This is a genomic window from Methylocella sp., assembly GCF_041905455.1.
Taxonomy (GTDB): Bacteria; Pseudomonadota; Alphaproteobacteria; order Rhizobiales; family Beijerinckiaceae; genus Methylocapsa.
In genome coordinates this window covers 54,004-77,083 of sequence record NZ_JAYRLA010000009.1, presented here as the reverse complement: position 1 = coordinate 77,083, position 23,080 = coordinate 54,004, and the positions used below count along the sequence as shown (strand labels likewise).

The following is a 23,080-nucleotide window of genomic DNA, read 5'->3' as shown; positions in this document are numbered from 1 at the left end:
TCTGATTTAGCTTCGGCCATGAACGAGCCTGCAGCGAAGGACGAGCGCGTGAGCGAGGCGCATGATCCGGTCCGTTACCGCACGCTGTTTCTTTCCGACGTCCATCTCGGAACGAAGGGCTGCCAGGCCGAGCTCCTGCTCGACTTCCTGAAGCACAATGAGGCGGAGCAGATCTACCTCGTCGGCGACATCATCGACGGATGGCGCCTCAAGAAAGGCTGGTACTGGCCGCAGTCGCACAACGACGTCGTGCAGAAGCTGCTGCGGCAGGCGCGCAAGGGCGTCAGGATCGTCTTCGCCCCCGGCAACCACGACGAGTTCGCGCGCGATTTCGTCGGCGCCTTCTTCGGCGGCGTCGAGGTGGCCGACCGGGCGACGCACGTCACCGCCGACGGCAAGCGTCTCCTCGTGCTGCATGGCGACCAGTTCGACGTCGTCGTCCAGCACGCCCGCTGGCTCGCTTTCCTCGGCGACTGGGCGTATGAGACGGCGCTGACGCTGAACCGCTGGTTCAACAAGGCGCGGCGCTGGCTGGGATTTCCCTACTGGTCGCTGTCGTCCTGGGCCAAGCTCAAGGTCAAGAATGCGGTCAGCTTCATCGGCGACTACGAGGTCGCGCTGGCCGACGCGGCGCGGCGCGCCCACGCGGACGGGATCGTCTGCGGCCACATCCATCACGCGGCCATCCGCGACATCGACGGCGTGCTTTACGTGAACACGGGCGATTTCGTCGAATCCTGCACCGCCGTCGCCGAACATGCGGACGGGCGGCTCGAAATCCTGCGCTGGCAGGCGACCGCCGCCGAACGGGCGGCCCACGCGGCGCGCGGCGCGCGCCGGGCGGCCGCCTGATGCGCATCCTCATCGCCACGGACGCCTGGAAGCCGCAGGTCAACGGGGTGGTGCGCTCGCTCGAATCGGTGTCGACCGCGCTGCGCGAGTTCGGCGCGGAGGTCGAGTTCCTGACGCCGCAGGGCTTCGCCTCGGCGCCGCTGCCGACCTATGAGGAGATCAGGCTCGCCTTCGCCAGCGCCGCCTCGATCAGAAAGCGGCTCGCCGACGCGCCGATCGACCACATCCATATCGCCACGGAAGGCCCGATCGGCTTCGCGGCGCGCCGCTACTGCCTGCGCGAGGGCAAGACCTTCACGACGAGCTACCACACGCGCTTTCCCGAATATATCGAGACGCGCATCAGGCTGCCCGCGGCGGTCACCTACGCCGTACTGCGGCGCTTCCACAATTCCGGCGCGGGCGTCATGGTGGCGACCGCCTCGGTCGCCTCAGACCTCAGGAGGCGCGGCTTCGAGCGGCTGATGCACTGGTCGCGCGGCGTCGACCACCGGCTGTTCTCGCCGGACAAGGCGCGCAAGCTCGACCTGCCGCGGCCGCTCTTCCTCTACGCCGGGCGGCTCGCTCCCGAGAAGAACATCGAGGCGTTCCTCGCGCTCGACCTTCCGGGCTCGAAGCTCGTCGTCGGCGACGGCCCTTCGCGCAAGGGGCTCGAGGCCGCCTTCCCGGCCGCGCGCTTCGTGGGCGCGAAGTCCCCCGCCGAGCTCGCCTCCTATTACGCCGCCAGCGACGCGCTGGTGTTTCCAAGCCGCACCGACACGTTCGGCATGGTGCTGGTCGAGGCGATGGCCTGCGGCCTGCCCGTCGCTGCGCTTCCCGTCGCCGGGCCCCTCGACGTGATCGGAACGAGCGGCGCCGGCGCGCTCGACGCGGACCTGCGCGCGGCGTGCCTCAGGGCGCTCGACATCCCGCGCGAAAAGGCTCTAAATCACGCGTCGAGCTTCACCTGGGCGAACAGCGCGCGGCAATTCCTCGACAATATCGTGCTGGCGAAATCCCGCCGCCTCGCCGCCGCGACGCTCTGACGACGCCGCATCGTCTTCCCTTTAACTTCGTCGTCCCGTCCCCATATGCGTGGAAATCCTCCGAAGGTTTCCGCATATGGAGTTCTATTCTTCCCACGTTCTTGACGAAGCCCGCGACGACGCCGAAGAGGCGGGCCTCGCTCCCGTCGCGCCGACGTCCGCCCCGGCCGACGACGGCCTGCTCGACGCCTACTCGCGCCGCGTGACCCGGATCGTCGAGGAAGTCGGTCCGAGCGTCGTGCGCCTCGACGTCAGCCATGGCGAGCGGCGCGGCGGCTCGGGCTCGGGCGTGATCGTCTCGCCCGACGGGCTCATCCTCACGAACAGCCATGTGGTCGGCGGCGCGCGGCGCGCGAGCGTCCTGACGCTCGACGGGCGCACGCTGTCCGGCCGCGTGCTCGGCGACGACCCCGACACCGACCTCGCGCTCGTGCGCGTCGACGAGAACGTCACGCTGCCGGCGGCGCGCCTCGGCGATTCGAAGCGCCTCAGGCCGGGCGAGATCGCGGTCGCCATCGGCAATCCGCTCGGCTTCGACATGAGCGTGACGGCCGGCGTCGTCTCGGCGCTCGGGCGCTCGCTGCGCTCGACCAACGGACGCATGATCGACGACGTCATCCAGACCGACGCCGCGCTCAACCCCGGCAACTCCGGCGGCCCGCTCGTCGCCTCGAGCGGCGAGGTGGTCGGGATCAATACGGCGATCATCGCCGGCGCGCAGGGCATCTGCTTCGCGGTGGCGGCGAACACCGCGCGATTCGTGCTCGGCGAGCTCGTCATGCACGGGCGCGTGCGGCGCGCGTATCTCGGCGTCGGCGCGGGCACGATCGCGCTGCCGCGCCGGATCGCGCTACGCCTCGGCCTCGAGCAGACGCGCGGCGCCGTCGTGAGCCAGGTCGAGAAGGACAGCCCCGCCGACCACGCCGGCCTGCTGACCGGCGACATCGTGCTTGGCGTCGACGGCGCGCAGGTTTCGAGCGCCGGCGACCTCCTGCGCCTTCTCGACGCCGACAGGATCGACAAGATCGTCGCGATCGACGTGTTGCGGCGCTCGGATCGGCGCAGATTCTGGGCGGCGCTGCGCGAGCGTCTCTAGACCTTCGCGCCCGATCCGCCTGCGTTTCAAGCAGATCCGCGTCGCTTTCCAGAGAAACGACGATTTATCTCGTAAATCCGGCGCATGCGGCGCAATTGCGTTGCTTCGCGCGTCGTTTTGATGCAAGAGAAGACCTGATATCGCCTTACGTTCCGGCGCGGCCGCGCCGGAATAAATGGACGTCAGGTTGCGGCTCCTGAAATTCCTTTGGACCGCGCGAGCCTGTAAGTTCGGCGAAAAGCCAGTCCGTTCCGAGCCTTGCAGGGCGGTGGTCCCGAAGGCTCATCCGCGCCGTCGCCCGTTGGGCGCGGCGCGCAGTCGCAGGGCGCAAGGCCCGTTTCAGGATAGAAATGACTTTTGAGGAACTTGGCCTGAGCGCCAAAGTGCTGCAGGCGGTCGAAGCGACCGGTTATACGACGCCGACGCCGATTCAGGCGCAGGCCATCCCCTTCGCCCTCGCCGGGCGGGACGTCCTTGGCATCGCCCAGACGGGCACCGGCAAGACGGCCGCCTTCACCCTCCCGATGCTTTCACGCCTCGAGCAGGGCCGCGCCCGCGCCAGGATGCCGCGCACGCTCATCCTCGAGCCGACGCGCGAGCTCGCCGCGCAGGTCGAGGAGAGCTTCATCCGCTACGGCGTGAACCACAAGCTCAACGTCGCCCTGCTGATCGGCGGCGTCTCCTTCGCCGACCAGGAGGCGAAGATCACCCGCGGCGCCGACGTGCTGATCGCCACGCCCGGACGTCTCCTCGACTTCGCCGAGCGCGGCAAGCTGCTGCTGACGGGCATCGAGATTCTCGTCATCGACGAGGCCGACCGCATGCTCGACATGGGCTTCATCCCCGACATCGAGCGCATCTGCAAGCTTGTGCCGTTCACGCGCCAGACCCTGTTCTTCTCGGCGACCATGCCGCCCGAGATCACGCGGCTGACCGAGACCTTCCTGCACAATCCGGCCCGCGTCGAGGTGGCGCGCGCCGCCACCACCGCCTCGACCATCGCCCAGAGCCTCGTCGCCTCGCATGGCGGCGCCGACAAGCGCCAGACGCTGCGCCGTCTGATCCGCGAGGCGGCCGACTTCAAGAACGCGATCATCTTCTGCAACCGCAAGCGCGACGTGGCGCTGCTGCACAAATCGCTGCAGAAGCATGGCTTCTCGGCCGGCGCCCTGCACGGCGACATGGACCAGCGGGCGCGCATGGCCTCCCTCGACGCCTTCAAGTCCGGCGAGGTGGCGCTGATCGTGTGCTCGGACGTCGCGGCGCGCGGCCTCGACATTCCCGACGTCAGCCACGTCTTCAACTTCGACGTGCCGACCCACGCCGAGGACTATGTGCACCGCATCGGGCGCACCGGCCGCGCCGGCAAGAGCGGCGTCGCCATCTCCATCGTCACTTCGGGAGACGAGAAGCATCTCGCCGATATCGAGCGGCTGATCAGCCGCAAGATCGATTACCTCGAAGGGGCCGCCCTGACTGAACTTCCCGAAGGCGGGGAAAGCGCGCGCGACGGGGACGGCGGACGCCGCCGCCGCGGCGAAAGGCGAGAGGACGCGAAAGCCGAGCCGAAAAGCCGCCGGCGCGAACGTCGCGAAGAGGCCGAGCCGCGGGCCGCAAAGTCTCCCGAAAATCGGGCGCCCGAAGCCAGGCCGCGTGATTCGTCGCGTGATTCGAGTTCGCCCGCTTCCGGCGCTTCGGGCCGCGCGCCCGCCCGCCCGGCTCCGCGCGAGGACTATCGCGAGCCCCCCCGCGACCGCCGACGCGGGCGCGAGGAGGACGACGCGCCGGTCGTCGGCATGGGCGATCACGTGCCGATGTTTCTGCTGCGCCCCGTCAGGCTGAAGTCGAAGGTGGACGCCGACGAGGCGACAAGCGTCGGCTGAAGCAGGGCGAGCCCGCCGTCCGTCATGATCCGGCGAAGAGGGGCGACAATATCGGAATGGCCTCCGTCGGCCCGCGCCTACCCTTCGGCGGCGAGGTCGAAGGCGCCGCGGTCGACGCCGCCGCCGACGAGGATCGCGCGCTTGCCCGAATGGTTCGGCGCGCCGACGACGCCCTCCTGCTCCATGCGCTCGACGAGCGAGGCCGCCTTGTTGTAGCCGACAGACAGGCGCCGCTGGATGTAGCTCGTCGAGCATTTGCGGTCGCGCAGCACGATGGCGACGGCGCGGTCGTAGAGGTCGCCCTGCTCCTCGGCGTCCATGCTCCCCGGCGATCCGCCTCCCTCCTCCGCCTCGCCCGGCTCGTCCTCGCTCGTTATGGCTTCGAGATACTGCGGCTCGCCCTGCATCTTGAGATGGCCGACGATGCGCTCGACCTCGCCGTCCGACACGAACGGGCCGTGCACGCGCGAGATGCGCCCGCCGCCGGCCATGTAGAGCATGTCGCCCTGCCCTAGCAGCTGCTCGGCGCCCTGCTCGCCGAGGATCGTGCGGCTGTCGATCTTCGAGGTCACCTGGAAGGAGATGCGCGTCGGGAAATTGGCCTTGATCGTGCCGGTGATGACGTCGACCGAAGGGCGCTGCGTCGCCATGATGAGGTGGATGCCGGCGGCGCGGGCCATCTGCGCGAGGCGCTGGATCGCGCCCTCGATGTCCTTGCCGGCGACCATCATCAGGTCGGCCATCTCGTCGACGATGACGACGATGAAGGGCAGCGGCGAGAGGTCCATCGGCTCGTGCTCGTAGACCGCCTCGCCGGTCTCCCGGTCGTAGCCGGTCTGCACCGTGCGCATCAGCGTCTCGCCGCGCGCCGCCGCCTCGGCGACGCGGGCGTTGAAGCCGTCGATGTTGCGAACCCCGAGCTTCGACATCTTCTTGTAGCGGTCCTCCATCTCGCGCACCGCCCATTTGAGCGCGACCACCGCCTTCTTCGGATCGGTGACGACGGGCGTGAGGAGATGCGGAATGCCGTCGTAGACGGAGAGCTCGAGCATCTTGGGATCGACCATGATGAGGCGGCACTCCTCCGGCTTCAGCCGGTAGAGCAGCGACAGAATCATGGTGTTGATGGCGACCGACTTGCCGGAGCCGGTGGTGCCGGCGACGAGCAGATGCGGCATGCGCGCGAGATCGACGATGATCGGCTCGCCGCCGATCGTCTTGCCGAGCGCGATGGCGAGGCGATGCTTCGACTGCTCGAAATCCTCCGAGCCCAGAAGCTCGCGCAGGAACACCGTCTCGCGCCGCTGGTTCGGCAGTTCGACGCCGATGGCGTTGCGGCCCTGCACGACGGCGACGCGGGCCGAGATCGCCGACATCGAGCGGGCGATGTCGTCGGCGAGGCCGATGACGCGGCTGCTCTTGATGCCCGGCGCGGGCTCGAGCTCGTAGAGCGTCACAACAGGTCCGGGCCGCACGTTGATGATCTCGCCCTTGACGCCGAAATCCTCGAGCACGCCTTCGAGCAGGCGGGCGTTCTGCGACAGCGCGTCCTCGGACAATTGCCCGTTGGGAAGCCGCTTCGGCTCGGCCAGCATGGCGAGCGGGGGAAGCTCATAGGCGCCGCGCGGCGGCCGCCCGCGCGAGGCGGCCTCGGCGCGGGCGCGCGCAGACGGACGCACGGGCTCGGCCGCCGGCGTCACGAAGGCGCGCGCGGGCTCCGGCGCGCGCGGCGGCGCGCGAACCGGCTCGGGCGCGAAGATCTCGTCCTCGTCGGGCTCCTCTTCAGCCTGCGAGGGAGCGGAAGGCGCCGGCGCGTCCTTGCCGCGCCGCGCGGCGGCTCTGGCCGCAGGCGGGGCGTAGGCGGTGGCGTCGAAGCTCGGCTCGGAAATCGGCTGGTCGTCCTCGTCCGGCTCGACGCCGCGCAGGTCGAAAGGCTGCGCCGGGCCGCGTCCCTTCTCGTCGCCGGAGAAGTCGAAGGCGGCGAAGGGCGGGTCGAAGTCGCGCAGCGCGAATTGCGGCGCCGTCTTCCAGGGCGCCGGACGCTCGGCCGGCGCGCGCGCGGCGCGGCGCTTGGCGATCTGGCGGGCGATCGCGCCCTTGAGCGTCAGGACGCCGTGCAGCGCCGCGCCCAGCGCCACCATGGCGAAGCCGGGGCCGGCGTCCTCCTCCGCGTCGGCGCGGCGGACGGGTTCGCCCCCCTCTTCGTCGTCGTCCTCCTCGAAGCGGTCGCGCAGGGTGACGCTCGCCGACAGCGCGAGGACGGCGCCGGCGGCGAAGATGATCGCGACGATCGACAGGCCGAGCTGAAAGCCGCCGAAGAGCGCGCGCGGAATCGCCGCGAGCGCGTCGCCGAAGACGCCGCCGAGCCCCGTCGGCAGCGGCCAGCGCGCCGTCGGCGGCAGGAAGGCGGCGACGCCGGCGCACAGCACGCCGCCCGCAGCCCAAAGGCCGATCCGCGCGGCGGGACGCTCCAGCCGGCGCGCGGTGAGAAGGCGCAGCGCCCAGAACGCCGGCGGCGCGAGCACCGCGACGACTGCGACGCCGAACATCTGCATCAGGAGATCGGCGGCGACCGCGCCGGGCGCGCCGAGCAGGTTGCGCACCGGCCCCGAGGTGGCGTGGTTGAAGCTCGGATCCTCGACCGACCAGGACGCCAGCGCGACGACGACGGCGGCGAGCGCGCCGACCACGCAAAGGCCCGAAAGCTCGGCGCCGCGGCGCGCGGCGAAGGCCTTGAGCCGCTCGGGAACGACGTCGAGCGCCGTCATGCTAGTCGTCGTCCGCATCTCGCCCCCGCAGAGAGTTGAGCTTCGCCTGCGGCCGAAGCCGCCAGGCTTGCGCAAACTAGCGGCGGCGGGTTAAAGCGCCTTTAACCTTATGGCCGGCGCGCGGAACGGGCTCCGATCTTGACGCGGCGCGGGCGGAGCGCTATCTGCTGCGGCTTCACCGCCGCGCCGCATGAAGGATGCGCCGCGCCCGCCAGGGCCGCGAGCCCGCCGCGCTTGAAGTCTGAAGAGGATAGAACGATGTCCCGCCGTTGCGAACTGACCGGCAAGGCCGTGCAGACCGGCAATCTGGTCAGCCACTCCAATCACAAGACGCGGACGCGTTTCCTGCCGAACCTCGTCAATGTAACGCTCCTGTCCGACGTGCTGCAGCGCAAGCTGCGCTTCCGCGTCGCCGCGGCCTCGCTGCGCTCGGTCGAGCATCGCGGCGGCATCGACGCCTTCCTGACGAAGGCCGGCGACGACGAGCTGTCGATCGGCGCGCGCGCGGTCAAGCGCGAGATTCTCAAGAAGCGCGCCGAGGGCTGAACGCCTCTCCACGCGCAGACGGCCGATTCGGGCGCGGGACGATTCGTCCCGCGCTTTTTTTTTGAAGCGAGGCTAACCCTCCTGCGCTCCGAAGCGCAGGAGGCCCGTCCCGTTGGCGCGCAGCCAGGCTTCCGCCTTCTCATGGTCGGGGATCAGCCGGCCGACCACGCTCCAGAACGCTGGCGAGTGGTCCATGTGGACGAGATGCGAGACTTCGTGCGCGGCGAGATAGTCGAGCACGAAGGGCGGCGCGAGAATCAGCCGCCATGAGAAGTTGAGCGTGCCCGCGGCCGAACACGAGCCCCAGCGGCTCGTCGTGTCGCGCAGGGCGATCCGGCGCGGGACGACCTGTAGCCGGCCCGCGTGGCGCGCGACCGCCGCCTCGAGGTCGCGGCGGGCCTCCTTCACCAGAAAGTCGCGCAGGCGGCGCGGAACGAACTCCGCCTCGCCGCCGACGAGCAGACGCGGCGGCGCCCCGGCGGCGGCGGCCGTCGCCATGACCGGCCCGCGCCCGCGCGGCAGGCGAGCCAGCTCCACGACATGCGGCTCGCCCCGCAGGGGAACGAGCGCCCCCGGCGCGAAAGGAACGACTTCCGGCAGGCGCTTCAGGCGCGCGCCGACCCATGCCGCGTGGCGCTCGACGAAGGATTTCGCCTCGCAAAGGCTCGCCCGCGCCGGCGCGGTCAGCACCACGTCGCGAGCGCCGGCGCGCACGCGCAGGGTGAAGCGCCGCGCGGCGCGTGAGCGACGCAGGGCGACGCGGTACACCGCGCCGTCGTGGCGGATCTCGAGAAAGGCGCCGTCGAGCGTCGGAGGCGCTGGCGCGAAGAAACGTCGAAGCATCGGCGGCCAGCCTAGCGCAAGCGCGCGGCCGGCGCATCGCCTCAAGCTCAGACGACGGAAAGGGCGCGCCCCGCGGTCTTGCCGGCGGCCTGGAACTCGAGGATGCGCGGCACGATCTGGTTGCGGAAGCGCGAGCCGTTGAACACGCCGTAATGGCCGACCTTCTCCTGAAGGTAGTTGGCCTTCATCGAATCGGGCAGGTTGACGCAAAGGTCATGGGCGGCGAGCGTCTGGCCGACGCCGGAGATGTCGTCGTTCTCGCCCTCGACGGTGAGGAGCGCCGTGCGCCGGATCGCGGCCGGATCGACCTTGACGCCGCGATGGGTCATCTCGCCGCGCGGCAGCAGATGCTTGACGAAGACGGCGTCGACGGTCTGCAGGTAGAATTCGGCGGTGAGGTCGAGCACCGAAAGATATTCGTCGTAGAATTCGCGATGCTTTTCAGCCGAGTCGCCGTCGCCTTCGACGAGCTGGTTGAACAGCTCGAGATGGGCGTTGACGTGCCGGTCGAGGTTCATGCCCATGAAGCCGGCGAGCTGCAGGAAGCCGGGATAGACCTCGCGGCCGGCGCCGCGGTAGCCGAGCGGCACCGCGCTGATGCAATGCTGCTTGAACCAGTCGACGCCGCGCTCCTCGGCGAGCTTGTTGACCTTGGTCGGGCTGCGCCGCGTGTCGATCGGACCGCCCATCAGCGTCATCGACGCCGGCGAATGCGGGCTGCGCTCCCCCTCCATGAGGGCCACGGCGGCGAACAGCGGCACGGCGGGCTGACACACGCCAAGGGTGTGCAGGTCGCGCCCGTCGCGCTCCTTGCTGAGGTGGGCGCAGATGGCGACGAGATAGTCGATGTAGTCGTCGAGATCGAACCGTCCGGCCGAGATCGGCTGCGTCTTGGCGTCGGCCCAGTCGGTGACGTAGACGTCGTGAAAGGGCAGGAACGCGTCGACCGTGCCGCGCAGCAGCGTGGCGTAATGGCCTGACAGGGGCGCCACGATGAGGAGCTTCGCCTGCCGCGGCGGCTCGCCGTCGAAATTTCCTTCGAACTGGCGCTCGAAATGCACCAGGCGGCAGAACGGGCGCTCCCAGACGGTCTTTTCGACGATCGGAACGCGCTGGCCGGCGACGAGCGTGCTCGAGAGGTTGAAGCCGGGCTTGCCGTAGCGTCGGGTCAGCCGCTCGAACAGCTCCACCGTCGCCATCATCTTCTTGCCGACGTGCGTATAGGAGAAGAGGTTCGCGGGGCTCTTCAGCCAAGCCTGGGCGATGTCGGTCATAGCCCGCGCCGGCGCCATGGCGAAATGCGAGATTTCATGCAGTTCGTAAGCGAAAGGAGGCATGGTCCGCTCTCTTATATTTTCAATATATATCGCCTGCCGCCTCAAGCGCGCAGCCAGCCCCGCCTCCCGGGCGAAGGGGCGGCAGAATACGCGCGCGGGCGCGCCCCGCGCCACTGCCCATATGGTTTAATTTGCATTTTATTTAGCCATGTGGCGTCGATCCCGCACTTCGTGTTTGGACGTCCGAGCTTAAGCGCTAAGCTCTAGGAGCCTTCGTCAAACGCAATCGGAACGCGCGTGCCGCCGGAAATCATCAACTACGACCCTCGTCATAGCGCCTTGCGTCAGGGAACGGATCGCGAGGACGGCCGATGATCCGCGATTTCGATCTGGGGCGCGGCGGCGTGCGGGGCCGCCTCCACGTCGACACGCTCGTGCGGCTGCGCTGGCTGGCGCTGAGCGGCCAGGCCGCCGCGGTCCTGTTCACCGCGTTCGGGCTCGGCTTCTCCCTGCCGCTCGCGTCCTGCCTCGCCATCATCGCGCTGTCGGCGATTCTCAACGTCGCCCTGCGCGTGCGTTACGGGCGCGTCGACCGCCTGAACGAGAAGCCGGCGGCGGCGGTCCTCGCCTACGACATCGCGCAGCTCACGGCCCTCCTGTTCCTGACCGGCGGCATGGAGAATCCGTTCTCCATGCTGTTCCTCGCGCCGATCATGGTGTCCGCGATGTCGCTGTCCGGCAAGACGACGGCCGCCCTCACCACCTTCGCCATCCTCGCCGCGACTTTCCTCACCCTCGACCACTATCCCCTGCCCTGGCGGCCCGGGGAGACCTTCACGCTTCCGTTCGTCTACTCCGCGGGCGTCTGGGTCGCGCATGTCGTCAGCGCGGCCTTCATCGCCGTCTACGCATGGCTCGTCGCGCTCGAGATGAGCGAGCTCGCCGACGCGCTGAACGCGACCGAGCTGGTGCTCGCGCGCGAGCAGCACCTGACCCAGCTCGACGGCCTCGCCGCCGCGGCGGCGCATGAGCTCGGCACGCCTCTCGCCACGATCACGCTGATCGTCAAGGACCTCGAGCGGCAGGCGCCGTCGGGAAGCGTGCTCGCCGACGACGTCGCGGTGCTGTCGCAGGAGGTCGCCCGTTGCCGGGGCATCCTCGGCAAGCTCACCTCGCTCGGCGACGACGAAGGCAATGTCCTTGACGAGATGACCATGACGGTCATGCTCGAGGAGGTGGTGGCGCCGCAACGCGACTTCGGCGTCAATATCTCGATCAGAACCGCCGGCGAGGGGCGCGAGCCGGTCCTACGGCGCAACCCCGGCGTCCTTTACGGCCTCGGCAATCTCATCGAGAACGCGATCGACTTCGCGGCTGCGGAAGTGCGCATCCAGGCGAGCTGGGACGCCTGGAACGCGCGCATCGTCATCGAGGACGACGGCCCCGGCTTCTCGCCGGAGGTGGCGAGCCGCATCGGCGCGCCCTATGTGACGACGAAGACCGACCGGCGCGCCAAGACGGAAGACGGATCCGGGCTCGGCCTCGGCCTGTTCATCGCCAAGACGCTGCTCGAGCGCTCCGGCGCGACCGTCGTCGCGCAGAACGCGCCTCCGCCCGAGACGGGCGCGCGCATCAGCGTCGAGTGGAGACGCCAGGCTTTCGAGCGCGGGACGCGTCCGCGCCCGCCGGAGGGGTCCGGCGCCTGACCCGCGCCGACGCGCATCCTGTCGCAGGCGAGGTTGGCGATCGCGCGTGGACGCACTAATGTCGCGCCCGGCGGCTTCGGCCGGATACTCAACCAAGGAGCTTCGGGGGCGATGGACGAGGACAGCGCAAGCGCTCCGGCGGACGTCCCCGAGGGCGACCGCAGCCTTCTCATCGTCGACGACGACAAGCCTTTCCTCACTCGCCTGACGCGCGCCATGGAAAGCCGCGGCTTCACGGTCCGCAGCGCCGATTCGGTCGCCGAGGGGCTCGCCGCGATCGCCAGCGACCCGCCGGCCTTCGCGGTGATCGACATGCGGCTCGGCGACGGCAACGGCCTCGACGTGATCGCCGAGCTCAAGGCCAAGCGTCCCGAGGCGCGCGGCGTGATCCTGACCGGCTACGGCAACATCGTCACCGCCGTCACGGCGGTGAAATCAGGCGCCTTCGACTATCTCGCCAAGCCCGCGGACGCCGACGAGATCTACAACGCGCTGATGGCGATCCAGCACGACAAGGCCGAGCTGCCGGAAAATCCGATGTCAGCCGACCGGGTGCGCTGGGAGCACATCCAGCGCGTCTATGAATTGTGCGGGCGCAACGTCTCGGAGACGGCGAGGCGCCTCAACATGCATCGGCGCACGCTGCAGCGGATTTTGGCCAAACGCGCGCCGCGCTGAGCCGCGCGGCCGCGTTGCGCCTTGCGAAGAATCATGCCTAATGCGGCTTCCGGCGCGAGGAAAATCCACGCTCCGGGCCGGTAGCTCAATGGTTAGAGCCGGCCGCTCATAACGGTCTGGTTGCAGGTTCGAGTCCTGCCCGGCCCACCAGCGCCTTCGCGGCGTCCCTATTCCCCCGGCGCGCGCGCGTCGATGGCCAGCGCATGAACCCCGTTGTCGAGCTCCTGCGCCAGCGCGGCGTTGACCGCGCGGTGGCGGTCGACCCGGCTCTTGCCGGAGAAGGCCTGCGAGACCACCTTGACCTTGAAATGGGTGGCGCCCGTCTGGCCGGCGTGTCCGGGCCGATGCGCCATGACATGCGCATGGCCGGCGTGCTTGTGCGATTCGTCAATCACCTCCACGGAATCGGGAGCGAACGCCGCCTCGAGCTTCGCCCTGATCGAGGCGGCTGCGGGACCTTCCTCCGCCGGCGCGCGCTGAAGTTTGCTCATGTCCGACTCCCGCGCCGTCCAAGGCGGCGCTCACGTTTGTCCGTAGCGCGAGTTTACCCCGCGCCCCTGCTTGCGGCCACTCCAAAGAACCTCATAATGCGACGGCCATGGATTTGAATTCCCGCATCTTCGACCGCATCAGGGTCAGGCGCGAAGCGAAGGAGGAAGAGGCGGGGCCCGGACAGCCGCGCTGCGACTTTCCCGGCTGCGCGGCCGCAGGTCTTCACCGCGCGCCGATGGGCCGGCTGCGCGAGGGGCAGTATTTCTGCTTCTGCCTCGACCATGTGCGTGAATACAACGCAGGCTACAATTATTTCACGGGCATGAGCGCCGAGGACGTCGCCCTCTACCAGCGCGACGCGCTGACCGGCCATCGCCCGACCTGGACCATGGGCGCCCTGCGCGGCGGCCGCAGCTTTCGCGCCGACGACGGATTCGATCCGGCAGGAGAAGGCCCGCGTTTCCGCGCCGCGCGGTCGCAGCCGGAGCGGCCCCGCCTCGGCGCGGCCGCCCTGCGCGCGCTCGATACGCTCGGGCTCGACGAAGGCGCCGACGCCGACGCCGTCAAGGCGCGCTACAAGGATCTGGTCAAGCGTTTGCACCCGGACGCCAACGGCGGCGACCGGTCGAACGAGGACAGGCTGCGCGAGATCATCCGCGCCTATAAATATCTCAGCTCGGCGCGGCTGCGTTGACGCGACGGGCGTTTCGGCCGCAAAAGGGCGATCGGCCGCCGGACGGGGGACGCGCGCCTGAGGCCGCGCCCGATCCGGTCGGCGCGACGCCGGCGGCGAGCGGGGCCGGTGCGGCCAGAGGAAGGCGGCGCGGCCGCGACGGAGGAAGAATGCAAAGCGCAACGCTCGAGGACGGCGCGCCCGTCGCCGGCATGCCGGACATGAAGATCTCCGTCCGGCAGGCGTTCGGCGTCGACACCGACATGGAGGCGCCGGCCTACTCGACGGCCGATCCGCATGTGCCCGACCTCGATCCCGACTATCTGTTCGACCGCGACACGACGCTCGCCATCCTCGCCGGCTTCGCGCACAACCGCCGCGTGATGGTCACCGGCTATCACGGCACCGGCAAGTCGACCCATATCGAGCAGGTCGCCGCCCGCCTCAACTGGCCCTGCGTGCGCATCAACCTCGACAGCCACGTCTCGCGCGTCGACCTCGTCGGCAAGGACGCCATCGTCCTCAAGGACGGACAGCAGGTCACCGAGTTCAAGGACGGCATCCTGCCCTGGGCGCTGCAGAACAACATCGCGCTGTGCTTCGACGAATATGACGCCGGGCGCCCGGACGTGATGTTCGTGATCCAGCGCGTGCTGGAGGTCTCGGGCCGCCTCACCCTGCTCGACCAGAGCCGGGTGATCCGGCCGCATCCCGCCTTCCGCCTGTTCTCGACCACGAACACCATCGGCCTTGGCGACACCTCCGGCCTCTATCACGGCACGCAGCAGATCAACCAGGGCCAGATGGACCGCTGGTCGATCGTCGCCACGCTGAACTACCTGCCGCACGACAAAGAGGTCGACATCGTGCTGGCCAAGGTCAAGAAGTTCCAGAAGACCAAGGAGGGGCGCGACCAGATCGGCAGGATGGTGCGCGTCGCGGATCTGACACGCAACGCCTTCGTCGCCGGCGACCTCTCGACCGTGATGAGCCCGCGCACGGTCATCACCTGGGCGGAGAACGCCGACATCTTCGGCGACGTCGGCTTCGCCTTCCGCGTGACCTTCCTCAACAAATGCGACGAGCTCGAGCGCTCGCTCGTCGCCGAATTCTACCAGCGCTGCTTCGGCAAGGAGCTTCCCGAGAGCGCCGTCAACGTGGCGATGACGTAAGGCGAATGTCCGGCTCAAACCAGAAGCCGCAGCAGAAGGCGCAGGCGCTGCAAGAGCCGTTCAAGCGCGCCGTCGCCTCCTGCATGCGCGCCATGGCGCGCACGCCGGGCCTCGAAGTCTCGTTCGCGCCCGAACGGCCGAGCCTCATCAGGTCCGGCGCCGGCGCCAAGGCGCGCCTGCCCGAGCCGCCGCGCAAGCTCGACGCACGCGAGGCCGCCGTGCTGCGCGGCTGCGCCGACGCCATGGCCCTGCGCCTCGCCTGCCACAACGTCGAGCTGCACCGGCGCCTGTCGCCGCAGGCCGCCGCCGCGCGTTCGGCGTTCGACGCGGTGGAGCAGGCCCGCGTCGAGGCGGTCGGCTCGCGCCGCATGGAGGGCGTCGGCGACAATATCGACGCCATGCTCGACGACCGCTTCCGGCGCGCCCGCTACGCCGACGCCGAGACCCGCGCCGACGCGCCGATCGAGGAGGCGCTGTCGCTGATCGTGCGCGAGCGGCTCACCGGCCGCAAGCCCGGCCGCAACGGCGCGCGCCTCGTCGAGCTGTGGCGCCCGTTGATCGAGGAGAAGGCCGGCGCCGCGCTCGACGGCCTCCTGCGCGACGTCGAAGACCAGCGGGCGTTCAGCCATGGCGTCCACAAGCTCCTGACCTCGCTCGAATTGCTCGACGAGGCGAGCCTCGACGAAAATCCCGACGACGAGGACGAGACGACCGACGAGGCCGACGAGGGCGACGCCGACGTCGAAGGCGAGAAGGACCGGCGCGAGGAGCAGGGCGACGCGCGCGAGCTCGAGAAGAGCGAGGCGGACGCCGACGCGCTCGAGGAAGCCGACGCCGACGCCGCCGAGGCGCCGACCGGCGAGTTCGAGGAGGAGGCCGATTTCTCCGACTCCGAGCAGGCGGCCGATCCGCGCCGCCCGCCCCCGCCGCTGCGCGCCGATCAGCGCGCCCCGGAGTACAAGGCCTTCACCAAGCGTTTCGACGAGATCGTCTCGGCCGAGGAGCTCTGCGACCCCGAAGAGCTCGAGCGGCTGCGCGCCTTTCTCGACAAGCAGCTGCACAATCTTTCGTCGGTCGTCGCCCGGCTCGCCAACCGGCTGCAGCGCCGGCTGATGGCGCAGCAGAGCCGCTCATGGGAGTTCGACCGCGAGGAAGGGATTCTCGATCCCGCGCGCCTGCCGCGCGTGATCGTCGACCCGCAGCAGCCGCTGTCCTTCAAGATGGAGAAGGACGCCGACTTTCGCGACACGGTGGTCACGCTGCTCATCGACAATTCCGGCTCGATGCGCGGGCGTCCGATCACCGTGGCCGCGACCTGCGCCGACATTCTCGCCCGCACGCTCGAGCGCTGCGGCGTCAAGGTCGAGATTCTGGGCTTCACCACGCGGGCCTGGAAGGGCGGCCAGTCGCGCGAGGCATGGCTGCAGGCGGGCAAGCCGGCCGCGCCCGGCAGGCTCAACGATCTGCGCCATATCATCTACAAGGCCGCCGACGCGCCCTGGCGGCGCGCGCGCAAGCATCTCGGCCTGATGATGCGCGAGGGGCTGCTCAAGGAGAACATCGACGGCGAGGCGCTCGACTGGGCGCACAAGCGTCTTCTAGCGCGGCCCGAGCAGCGCAAGATTCTGATGATGATCTCGGACGGCGCGCCGGTGGACGATTCGACCCTCTCGGTCAATCCCGGCAACTATCTCGAGAAGCACCTGCGCCGGATGATCGAGCAGATCGAGACGCGCTCGCCCGTCGAGCTAATCGCCATCGGCATCGGCCATGACGTGACGCGCTATTACCGCCGCGCGGTGACCATCGTCGACGCCGAGGAGCTTGGCGGCGTGATGACCGAGAAGCTCGCCGAGCTGTTCAGCGAGACGGCGACGCCGGCGCGCGCGACGAAGAAGAAGGCGGCGGCGCTGCGCTGAGGCGGCGCCGCATGAAAAAGGCGCCGGGCATGGCCGCGGCGCCTCGCTTTCCCTGATTGAGGCGTCGCTCACGCCGTCGTCGGCGCGTCCTGCTGCGAGGCCATTTCGGTCATGCGCTGGCGATAGAGCGCCGCGAAGTCGATCGGGTCGATATAGAGCGGCGGGAAGCCGCCGCCGCGCACGGCGTCGGCGATGATCTGCCGCGCGAAGGGGAACAGCAGGCGCGGGCATTCGATCATCACGACCGGATGCTGGTCGGTCGGCGGAATGTTGATGAGGCGGAACAGGCCCGCGTAATCAAGCTCGAACTTGAACAGCGTGTCGGCCTCGGTCTTGGCGGAGCCTTCGAGGAGGATGTCCACCTCGAAATCAGTCTCGCCGACCTGCTTGGCGTTGACGTTGACCTGAATCTGGATGTTCGGGGCCTTCTCCTGCGGCCCGAGCGAGCGCGGCGCATTGGGATTCTCGAACGAGAAATCCTTGGTGTATTGCGCCATCGCATTGATCGCGGGGGCGGCGTCGTTGGCCGGCTCCGCTCCGTTTCCGTTCGCCATAATTTCGTTCTCCTCGGGTCCGCCCGGTAGCACGGAACACCAGGTCCGACAAGGCGGCTTCAATATCGCCGCCGGAGGCCAAAAAGCTCAATGATTTCCCGTCCGATCGTGCGATAGAAGCGCTCGCGCCCTCGTCGGGCGGCTTTTCGCGCAGGCCATGACGCAAGACACGCTCCAAGACACGCCCCGTTTCTTTCTCGTCACCCCAAGGATTTCCGACGCCGAAAGCTTCGCGCCGCGGCTCGCGGAAGCGCTTGACGCCTGCGACGTCGCCTGCCTCCTCATCCGCCCCGATACGCGCGAGCCTCGGGCCGCGCAAAGAATAGCGCGCGCGCTCGCCGGGGCGGCGCAGGCCAGGGGCGTCGCCGCCCTCGTTCCGGACGACCCGCAGCTCGCGCTGCGCGCCGGCGCCGACGGGTGCCATGTGGCGGGCGGCGACCTCGAAGCCGCGCTGAAGGCGCTGAAGCCCGACCGCATCGTCGGCGCCGGCCCCCTCGCGACGCGCGACGCCGCGATGTCGGCGGGCGAGGCCGGCGTCGACTATCTGATGTTCGGCGGACCGGACGAATCGCCCGAGCCCGGGCGCACGCTCGAGCTGGTCGCCTGGTGGGCGCAGATCTTCAACGTGCCCTGCGTCGGCTACGCCCACGGGCTCGAAGAGGTCGGCCCGCTCGTTTGCGCCGCCGCGGAGTTCGTCGCTCTCGGCGAAGCCTGCTTTGGCGATCCGCGTGGGGGCGCGGCCGCGCTTTGCGAGGCGCGGGAGGCGCTGGAGACGGCGCATCGGGCGAGGATCGACGCGAATGCGCGCTAGGCGGCTCGCGGCCTCTCTGGTCTTCGCCCTCGCCGCCGGCGCGGCGCAGGCGCAAGATGAAGCCAAGACCTCTGACGCCAAAACTCCCGACGCGGCGAAGGCGGCGGCGGCCAAACCCGCGCCGCCCGACCTCGCCTTCGGCGCCTACCAGCGCGGCTATTACGTCACGGCGCTCGCCGAAGCGATGAAGCGCATCAGCGCGGACGACGGCGACGCCGCGGCGATGACCCTCGTCGGTGAGCTCTACGCGCAGGGGCTCGCCGTGCGCCGCGATCCGGCGGAGGCCGCGCGCTGGTACAGACTCGCGAGCGAGCGCGGCGACCGGCAGGCGACCTTCAAGCTCGGCCTCGCCAAGCTGACCGGCGACGGCGTCGAGAAGGACCGCGACGGCGCGACGAAGCTGTTCGAGAAGGCCGCGGCGCAGGGCCATCCCGGCGCGCTCTACAATCTCGGCGTGCTGGCGATCGAGGCCAATCCGGTCATTCCCGATTTCGCGACCGCCGCCGCCGATTTCCAGAAGGCGGCCGAGCTCGGCGATCCCGACGCCGCCTATGCGCTGGCGATCCTCTACCGCAACGGATCGGGCGTCGAGAAAAGCGACGAGCGCGCCGCCTACTGGATGGGCCGCGCGGCGAAGGCCGACAACCTCGCGGGCCAGGTCGAATACGCCGTCATGCTGTTCAACGGCGTCGGCGTTGCGAAGGACGAGGCTGCGGCGGCGCGGCTCTTCCTGAAGGCCGCCGAGCGCGACAATCCGGTGGCGCAGAACCGGGCCGCGCGCATCCTCACGGTCGGGCGCGGGGCGCCGCGCAATCCCGTCGAGGCGATGAAATGGCACATTCTCGCGCGCGCCGCGGGGATCAAGGACGCCTGGCTCGACGGCGAGCTCGCCAAGCTCTCGCCGAAGGAGAAGGAGCAGGTCGAGGCGGCGGTGCGCCGCCACGTCGGGCGGTGACTTGGGTCAGACCGCGTCCTCGAGCCCGAAGTCGGCGAGCGCCGCGCGCATGTGCGGCGGGACGGGCGCCTCGACCTTGACCGCGTCCCTGTTCTTGTAGAGCGGGATTTCGACGCTGCGGGCGTGCAGCTGCAACGGATGCGCGCCTGCCGCGCCATAGACCGGATCGCCGACGATCGGAAAGCCCAGCGCCGCGCAATGGACGCGCAGTTGATGCGTGCGCCCGGTCAGCGGCGACAGCTCGAGCAGGCTGACGCCCTCGCCCCGCCCGATCACGCGCCAGCGCGTCTGCGCGGGCCGGCCGGAGGGGTCCGCCTTCATGCGCCAGCCGCGCGAGGGATCGAGGCGCGCGAGCGGCAGGTCGATGAGCCCCTCCTCCTGCGCCGGGCCGCCCTCGACGAGCGCCACGTAGCGCTTGCCGACGCGCCCCTGCCTGAACAGCAGGCCGAGCTTTTCGAGCGCCTTGTGGTGGCGGCCGAGCACGAGGCAGCCGGAGGTGTCCCTGTCGAGGCGGTGGGCGAGCGCCGGATCGCGCGGCAGGCCGAAGCGCAGCGCGCCGAACGTCTCCTCGAGGTTGGCCCCGCCCTTCGGGCCGCGATGCGCCGGCAGGCCGGCCGGCTTGTCGACGACAAGCATCATCGCGTCGCGATAAAGCAGCCGGTCGATGATCCCGCCCGCCGTGTCGCCGCTCAAAGCCAGCCGCGCTTCTTGAACCATATGAACGGGATGAGCGCGCTGACGAACACCATGGCGAGGCCGAAGGCGTAGCCGAACGGCCATTCGAGCTCGGGCATGTACTTGAAGTTCATGCCGTAGACGCCGGCGACGACGGTGGGCGGGCCGACCATCACCGAGACGATGGTGAGGATGCGGAAGATGACGTTCTGCTCGATGCCGGTGAGCCCGAGCGTCGCGTCGAGCAGGAACTGGATCTTGTCGGTCTGGCGCGTCTCGTAGTCGTTGAGAGAGGCGATGTCGCGCGACAGGCTCTTGATCTTGGCGCGCTCGTCGGCGGTGAGATAGTCCGCCGCCTCGGTCGCGACGAAAGGCGCCATGCGGCCGACGCCGAGCAGCACGTCGGCGATCTTCGAGGTGAGGTCGCCGGCCCGCCCGACGCGGGTGATGATGCGGCGAAGGTCGTCCGTCGTCTTCTCGGGCCCCTTCGACTGGTTGTCGGCGAACACCGAGGCCGACAGCGAGTCGAGCTCGGCGTGGATCTTCTCGAGCTCGTCGGCGGCGCGGTCGATGATCGCCTCGAGCAAGGTGATGAGCGCGCTCGGCCCGTCCGCCGCGCGGCGGTTGTTGACCGGCTGCGCGTAATGAAGGTCCTCGCAGGCCTTCATCTGCTTGTAGCGGATGGTCAGCAGCAGGTCCTTGTTGAGCACGAAGCCGAGCGGCGAGGTCTGCGGCGAGCCGCTGGAGAGGCGCACGATCGCCGGAAGGCTCATGTAGAGATGGTCCTTGTCGCGGTACAGCCGGCTCGAGGTCTCGATCTCCGAGAGCCGCGCATAGGTCGGCACGGCGATCTTCATGGCCCGTTCGAGATAGGCGGCCTCGCGCTCATCGGGGCGGAACGCGTCGATCCAGTTGACGCCTTCGGGCAGGACGTCGGAGTCGAGGTCGGCGTCGAAGGTCCGGCGCGAAGCCGTGGAGATCAACGTCAGCATGAGCCGGCTCCGCGTCAGACGCGCGGCGGCGCCGCGCTTCGCCCTTCATTATGCCAGCCGCCCGCGACATTTCGACGAGGCGCCCGGCGGTCAGAACACGTGATACTGGAAAATCCAGGTCTCGCTCAGGATGCGTTCGCCCGCCCGCAGGAACAGCCGCATCTCGACCGGATCGGGGCCGGGCGCGGCGGTGAGGTCGAATTGCGCCCGCCACAGGCCCGGTTCGTCGTTCGGCACCGCCTCGGTGAAGACGTAGGAGAAGGTTCCGCGCGAGGCCCACAGCACCGGCTCGGGCTTGACGCCGAACGGCAGATCCTTGAGCGGGCCGCCGTAGAACTCGACCATGAACTTGCGCACGCCCTTGGGACGCGGCTGGCCCGGCTGGCCGCCGTTGCCGAGGCGCGTCGCCACGCAGCGCGCGAGATCGGTCGGGAAGGGCTCGTCCGCCTCCCAGTGGAGCCGGTATTTCAGGCTGAAGTCCGAGCCCGCGCGGGCCGGGCGCGCCGGCGTCCACATGGCGACGATGTTGTCGTGAATCTCGTCGTCGGTCGGGATCTCGACCAGCTCGACCGCGCCCGCGCCCCACGGGCCCTGCGGCTCGACCCAGAGGCTCGGGCGGCGCTCGTAATGGACGCCGTCGAGGTAGTGGTCGAAATTGCGGTCGCGCTGCAGGAGGCCGAAGCCGCGCGGGTTTTCGTCCGCGAAAGCCGAGGCCATGATGCGCGGCGGGTTGTTGAGCGGGCGCCAGATATGCTCGCCCGCGCCCGTCCACATGGCGAGCCCGTCCGAATCATGCACTTCCGGGCGCCAGTCGATCCCGGTCTCCTTCTTCGTTTCGGAGAACCAGTACATCGAGGTGACCGGCGCGAGGCCGAAGCGCGCGACGTCGGCGCGCAGGAACAGCGCCTGCTCGACGTCCATCGTGACGCCCTTGGCGCGCGTCATCACGAAACGGCACGCGCCGGCGATCGAGGGCCCGTCGAGCAGCGCGTAAATGGTGATCGAATCGCCCGTCCCGGTCCCGTCGATGTAAAACTTCGTGAAGTCCGGGAACTCCTCCGGCTTGCCGGCGACGGCGACGTCGAGGGCGACGGCGCGCGCCGAGAGCCCGTACTGCCGCAGCGCGCCGATCGAGCGGAAATAGGCCGCGCCGAGGAAGGCGACCCAGTCGTTCTTGCGCCAGTCGAGCGCGCCGCCGCGCGGCTCCTGGACGCGCAGGCCGGCGAAGCCGGCCCCCTGCGGCAGCTTGCGCGCCGGCGAATCGGCCGGCATCGAGAAATAGCTCTGGTCGTAGACGATCTCGCGCGCCTGTCCGCCCTCGACGACGTTCATCTCGACGGCCTTCTGGAAGAACATGCCGAGATGGAAGAAGCTGACCGGAAAGCGCCCGGGACCGTCGGCGAACAGCGCGTGGTCCATATCGAAGGCGATCTTGCCCCAGGCCTCGTAGTCGATCTTGCCGACGATCTCGGGCGCGGGCCGCGGCGGCGGGACATAGGCCTCGCCGGCCATGCGCCTGGCCGTCTCCTTGAGGAGATCAAAGGAGAAGGGCCGCGCAGGGCCGAGCTTCAGCCCTTCGAGCGCGGCCGCCTCGCTCAAGCCTGCGGCGCCGAAGCCAAGGGCGGCGGCCGCCTTGAGCACCGTTCTACGGTCGAAGGCCGTCATGTCTCGTCCTAACGGTCGGATTGTGGTCTGGACGCCGCGCCGGCCTTTCTCAAGTCAGCCGCGGATCGGCTCGTGGCGAATCGCGATGCGCATGAAGAAATAGAGAAGCACGAAGCCGATAAGGGTGAACACGATCTCGAAGGCGCGCCCGACCCAGGGATCGAGCTGCAGCAGGCCGCCGATCGCCCATCCGGCCGCCCAGGACGCGCCGACCATCTCCGTGCCGACGAGGACGGCGACGGCGACGAGGGTCGAGAGGTGAAGCAGATTGAGCGGCTTTTCGGCGTCAGGGCGCGCCGGCGCGTTCGCGCCGGTCGCGGTCTTCGGCTGCGCCGTGCTCCCGGGTTGCGCCAAGTCGAAGCTCTCCAGTGGGCGGGACCCGCCAGCGCGCCGGACGGCGGTAGGCAAGCCGGCCTCGCCACTATATCATAAGGGCGCGGCGGGCAAGGCCGGGGCGATGGCGCGCTTGATTGACGGGTTCGCGGACCGGCGACGAGG

The 23,080-nt window shown here is 69.4% G+C and carries 21 protein-coding genes and 1 tRNA gene; 13 read left to right on the top strand and 9 right to left on the bottom strand.

What is annotated here, in order from left to right; translation table 11 throughout:
• Window positions 1–18: 18 nt before the first annotated feature.
• The 4 genes from ACE3OG_RS09535 (at window position 19) to ACE3OG_RS09520 (ending at window position 4,856) form a co-directional block, all read left to right on the top strand.
• Complete coding sequence (locus ACE3OG_RS09535) at window positions 19–852, top strand: UDP-2,3-diacylglucosamine diphosphatase (protein ID WP_374307974.1); 834 nt, start codon at window positions 19–21, stop codon at window positions 850–852.
• The gene (locus ACE3OG_RS09530; protein WP_374307973.1) at window positions 852–1,877 is read left to right on the top strand and encodes a glycosyltransferase family 4 protein; all 1,026 of its coding nucleotides are present in this window, start codon (window positions 852–854) and stop codon (window positions 1,875–1,877) included. Before ACE3OG_RS09535 ends, ACE3OG_RS09530 begins: the two co-directional genes overlap by 1 nt.
• A gap of 76 nt (window positions 1,878–1,953) precedes the next feature.
• Window positions 1,954–2,973: a S1C family serine protease gene (locus ACE3OG_RS09525; RefSeq protein WP_374307971.1), complete on the top strand. Its 1,020-nt coding sequence runs from the start codon at window positions 1,954–1,956 to the stop codon at window positions 2,971–2,973.
• 350 nt (window positions 2,974–3,323) lie between these two features.
• A complete protein-coding gene (locus ACE3OG_RS09520) occupies window positions 3,324–4,856 on the top strand; it encodes a DEAD/DEAH box helicase (protein ID WP_374307969.1) in 1,533 nt (510 codons plus the stop codon).
• A 77-nt stretch (window positions 4,857–4,933) separates the two neighbouring features.
• On the opposite strand, the gene ACE3OG_RS09515 is transcribed toward ACE3OG_RS09520, so the two are convergent.
• Complete coding sequence (locus ACE3OG_RS09515; protein WP_374307967.1) at window positions 4,934–7,642, bottom strand: DNA translocase FtsK; 2,709 nt, start codon at window positions 7,640–7,642, stop codon at window positions 4,934–4,936.
• Window positions 7,643–7,882: 240 nt separating this feature from the next.
• Here ACE3OG_RS09515 and rpmB point away from each other — a divergent pair, with 240 nt between their 5' ends.
• Window positions 7,883–8,170, top strand: a complete 288-nt coding sequence (gene rpmB, locus ACE3OG_RS09510; protein WP_374307965.1) for a 50S ribosomal protein L28 — start codon at window positions 7,883–7,885, stop codon at window positions 8,168–8,170.
• A 72-nt stretch (window positions 8,171–8,242) separates the two neighbouring features.
• Here rpmB and ACE3OG_RS09505 read toward each other — a convergent pair whose 3' ends face one another.
• Window positions 8,243–9,013 (bottom strand): M48 family metallopeptidase, encoded by a 771-nt coding sequence (locus ACE3OG_RS09505; protein WP_374307964.1) that lies wholly within the window; start codon window positions 9,011–9,013, stop codon window positions 8,243–8,245.
• Between the two features lie 47 nt (window positions 9,014–9,060).
• Window positions 9,061–10,350, bottom strand: a complete 1,290-nt coding sequence (locus ACE3OG_RS09500) for a polyhydroxyalkanoate depolymerase (RefSeq protein ID WP_374307962.1) — start codon at window positions 10,348–10,350, stop codon at window positions 9,061–9,063.
• A 311-nt stretch (window positions 10,351–10,661) separates the two neighbouring features.
• On the opposite strand from ACE3OG_RS09500, the gene ACE3OG_RS09495 reads away from it, so the two are divergent.
• From ACE3OG_RS09495 to ACE3OG_RS09485, 3 genes are all read left to right on the top strand, one after another.
• Window positions 10,662–11,996 carry an ActS/PrrB/RegB family redox-sensitive histidine kinase gene (locus ACE3OG_RS09495; RefSeq protein ID WP_374307960.1) on the top strand — a complete coding sequence of 445 codons (1,335 nt, stop codon included), beginning with the start codon at window positions 10,662–10,664 and terminating at the stop codon, window positions 11,994–11,996.
• A gap of 111 nt (window positions 11,997–12,107) precedes the next feature.
• Complete coding sequence (locus ACE3OG_RS09490) at window positions 12,108–12,674, top strand: ActR/PrrA/RegA family redox response regulator transcription factor (RefSeq protein WP_374307958.1); 567 nt, start codon at window positions 12,108–12,110, stop codon at window positions 12,672–12,674.
• Window positions 12,675–12,748: 74 nt separating this feature from the next.
• A tRNA-Ile gene (locus ACE3OG_RS09485) sits at window positions 12,749–12,824 on the top strand.
• 17 nt (window positions 12,825–12,841) lie between these two features.
• Here ACE3OG_RS09485 and ACE3OG_RS09480 read toward each other — a convergent pair.
• Window positions 12,842–13,165 carry a BolA family protein gene (locus ACE3OG_RS09480; RefSeq protein ID WP_374307956.1) on the bottom strand — a complete coding sequence of 108 codons (324 nt, stop codon included), beginning with the start codon at window positions 13,163–13,165 and terminating at the stop codon, window positions 12,842–12,844.
• 107 nt (window positions 13,166–13,272) lie between these two features.
• Here ACE3OG_RS09480 and ACE3OG_RS09475 point away from each other — a divergent pair, with 107 nt between their 5' ends.
• The 3 genes from ACE3OG_RS09475 (at window position 13,273) to cobT (ending at window position 16,930) form a co-directional block, all read left to right on the top strand.
• Window positions 13,273–13,860 (top strand): J domain-containing protein, encoded by a 588-nt coding sequence (locus ACE3OG_RS09475; RefSeq protein ID WP_374307954.1) that lies wholly within the window; start codon window positions 13,273–13,275, stop codon window positions 13,858–13,860.
• A 149-nt stretch (window positions 13,861–14,009) separates the two neighbouring features.
• A complete protein-coding gene (gene cobS / locus ACE3OG_RS09470) occupies window positions 14,010–15,011 on the top strand; it encodes a cobaltochelatase subunit CobS (RefSeq protein ID WP_374307952.1) in 1,002 nt (333 codons plus the stop codon).
• A 5-nt stretch (window positions 15,012–15,016) separates the two neighbouring features.
• A complete protein-coding gene (gene cobT, locus ACE3OG_RS09465) occupies window positions 15,017–16,930 on the top strand; it encodes a cobaltochelatase subunit CobT (protein WP_374307950.1) in 1,914 nt (637 codons plus the stop codon).
• A 68-nt stretch (window positions 16,931–16,998) separates the two neighbouring features.
• On the opposite strand, the gene secB is transcribed toward cobT, so the two are convergent.
• On the bottom strand, window positions 16,999–17,484 hold the full coding sequence (secB, locus tag ACE3OG_RS09460) for a protein-export chaperone SecB (RefSeq protein ID WP_374307948.1): 486 nt from the start codon (window positions 17,482–17,484) through the stop codon (window positions 16,999–17,001).
• A 157-nt stretch (window positions 17,485–17,641) separates the two neighbouring features.
• On the opposite strand from secB, the gene ACE3OG_RS09455 reads away from it, so the two are divergent.
• Both ACE3OG_RS09455 and ACE3OG_RS09450 read left to right on the top strand, forming a co-directional pair.
• A complete protein-coding gene (locus ACE3OG_RS09455) occupies window positions 17,642–18,295 on the top strand; it encodes a thiamine phosphate synthase (protein WP_374307946.1) in 654 nt (217 codons plus the stop codon).
• A complete protein-coding gene (locus tag ACE3OG_RS09450) occupies window positions 18,285–19,250 on the top strand; it encodes a tetratricopeptide repeat protein (RefSeq protein WP_374307945.1) in 966 nt (321 codons plus the stop codon). The genes ACE3OG_RS09455 and ACE3OG_RS09450 overlap by 11 nt, the downstream gene beginning before the upstream one ends.
• A 6-nt stretch (window positions 19,251–19,256) precedes the next feature.
• Here the strand turns inward: ACE3OG_RS09450 and ACE3OG_RS09445 are convergent, their stop codons facing one another.
• The 4 genes from ACE3OG_RS09445 to ACE3OG_RS09430 all read right to left on the bottom strand — a co-directional run bounded on the left by ACE3OG_RS09445 (window position 19,257) and on the right by ACE3OG_RS09430 (window position 22,936).
• The gene (locus ACE3OG_RS09445; RefSeq protein WP_374308132.1) at window positions 19,257–19,889 is read right to left on the bottom strand and encodes an RluA family pseudouridine synthase; all 633 of its coding nucleotides are present in this window, start codon (window positions 19,887–19,889) and stop codon (window positions 19,257–19,259) included.
• A 50-nt stretch (window positions 19,890–19,939) separates the two neighbouring features.
• Window positions 19,940–20,917: a magnesium transporter CorA family protein gene (locus ACE3OG_RS09440; RefSeq protein WP_374307943.1), complete on the bottom strand. Its 978-nt coding sequence runs from the start codon at window positions 20,915–20,917 to the stop codon at window positions 19,940–19,942.
• A gap of 90 nt (window positions 20,918–21,007) precedes the next feature.
• Window positions 21,008–22,582, bottom strand: coding sequence for a glucan biosynthesis protein (locus ACE3OG_RS09435; RefSeq protein WP_374307941.1), 1,575 nt, complete (start codon window positions 22,580–22,582; stop codon window positions 21,008–21,010).
• A 54-nt stretch (window positions 22,583–22,636) separates the two neighbouring features.
• The gene (locus ACE3OG_RS09430; RefSeq protein ID WP_374307939.1) at window positions 22,637–22,936 is read right to left on the bottom strand and encodes a hypothetical protein; all 300 of its coding nucleotides are present in this window, start codon (window positions 22,934–22,936) and stop codon (window positions 22,637–22,639) included.
• Between the last annotated feature and the right edge of the window lie 144 nt (window positions 22,937–23,080).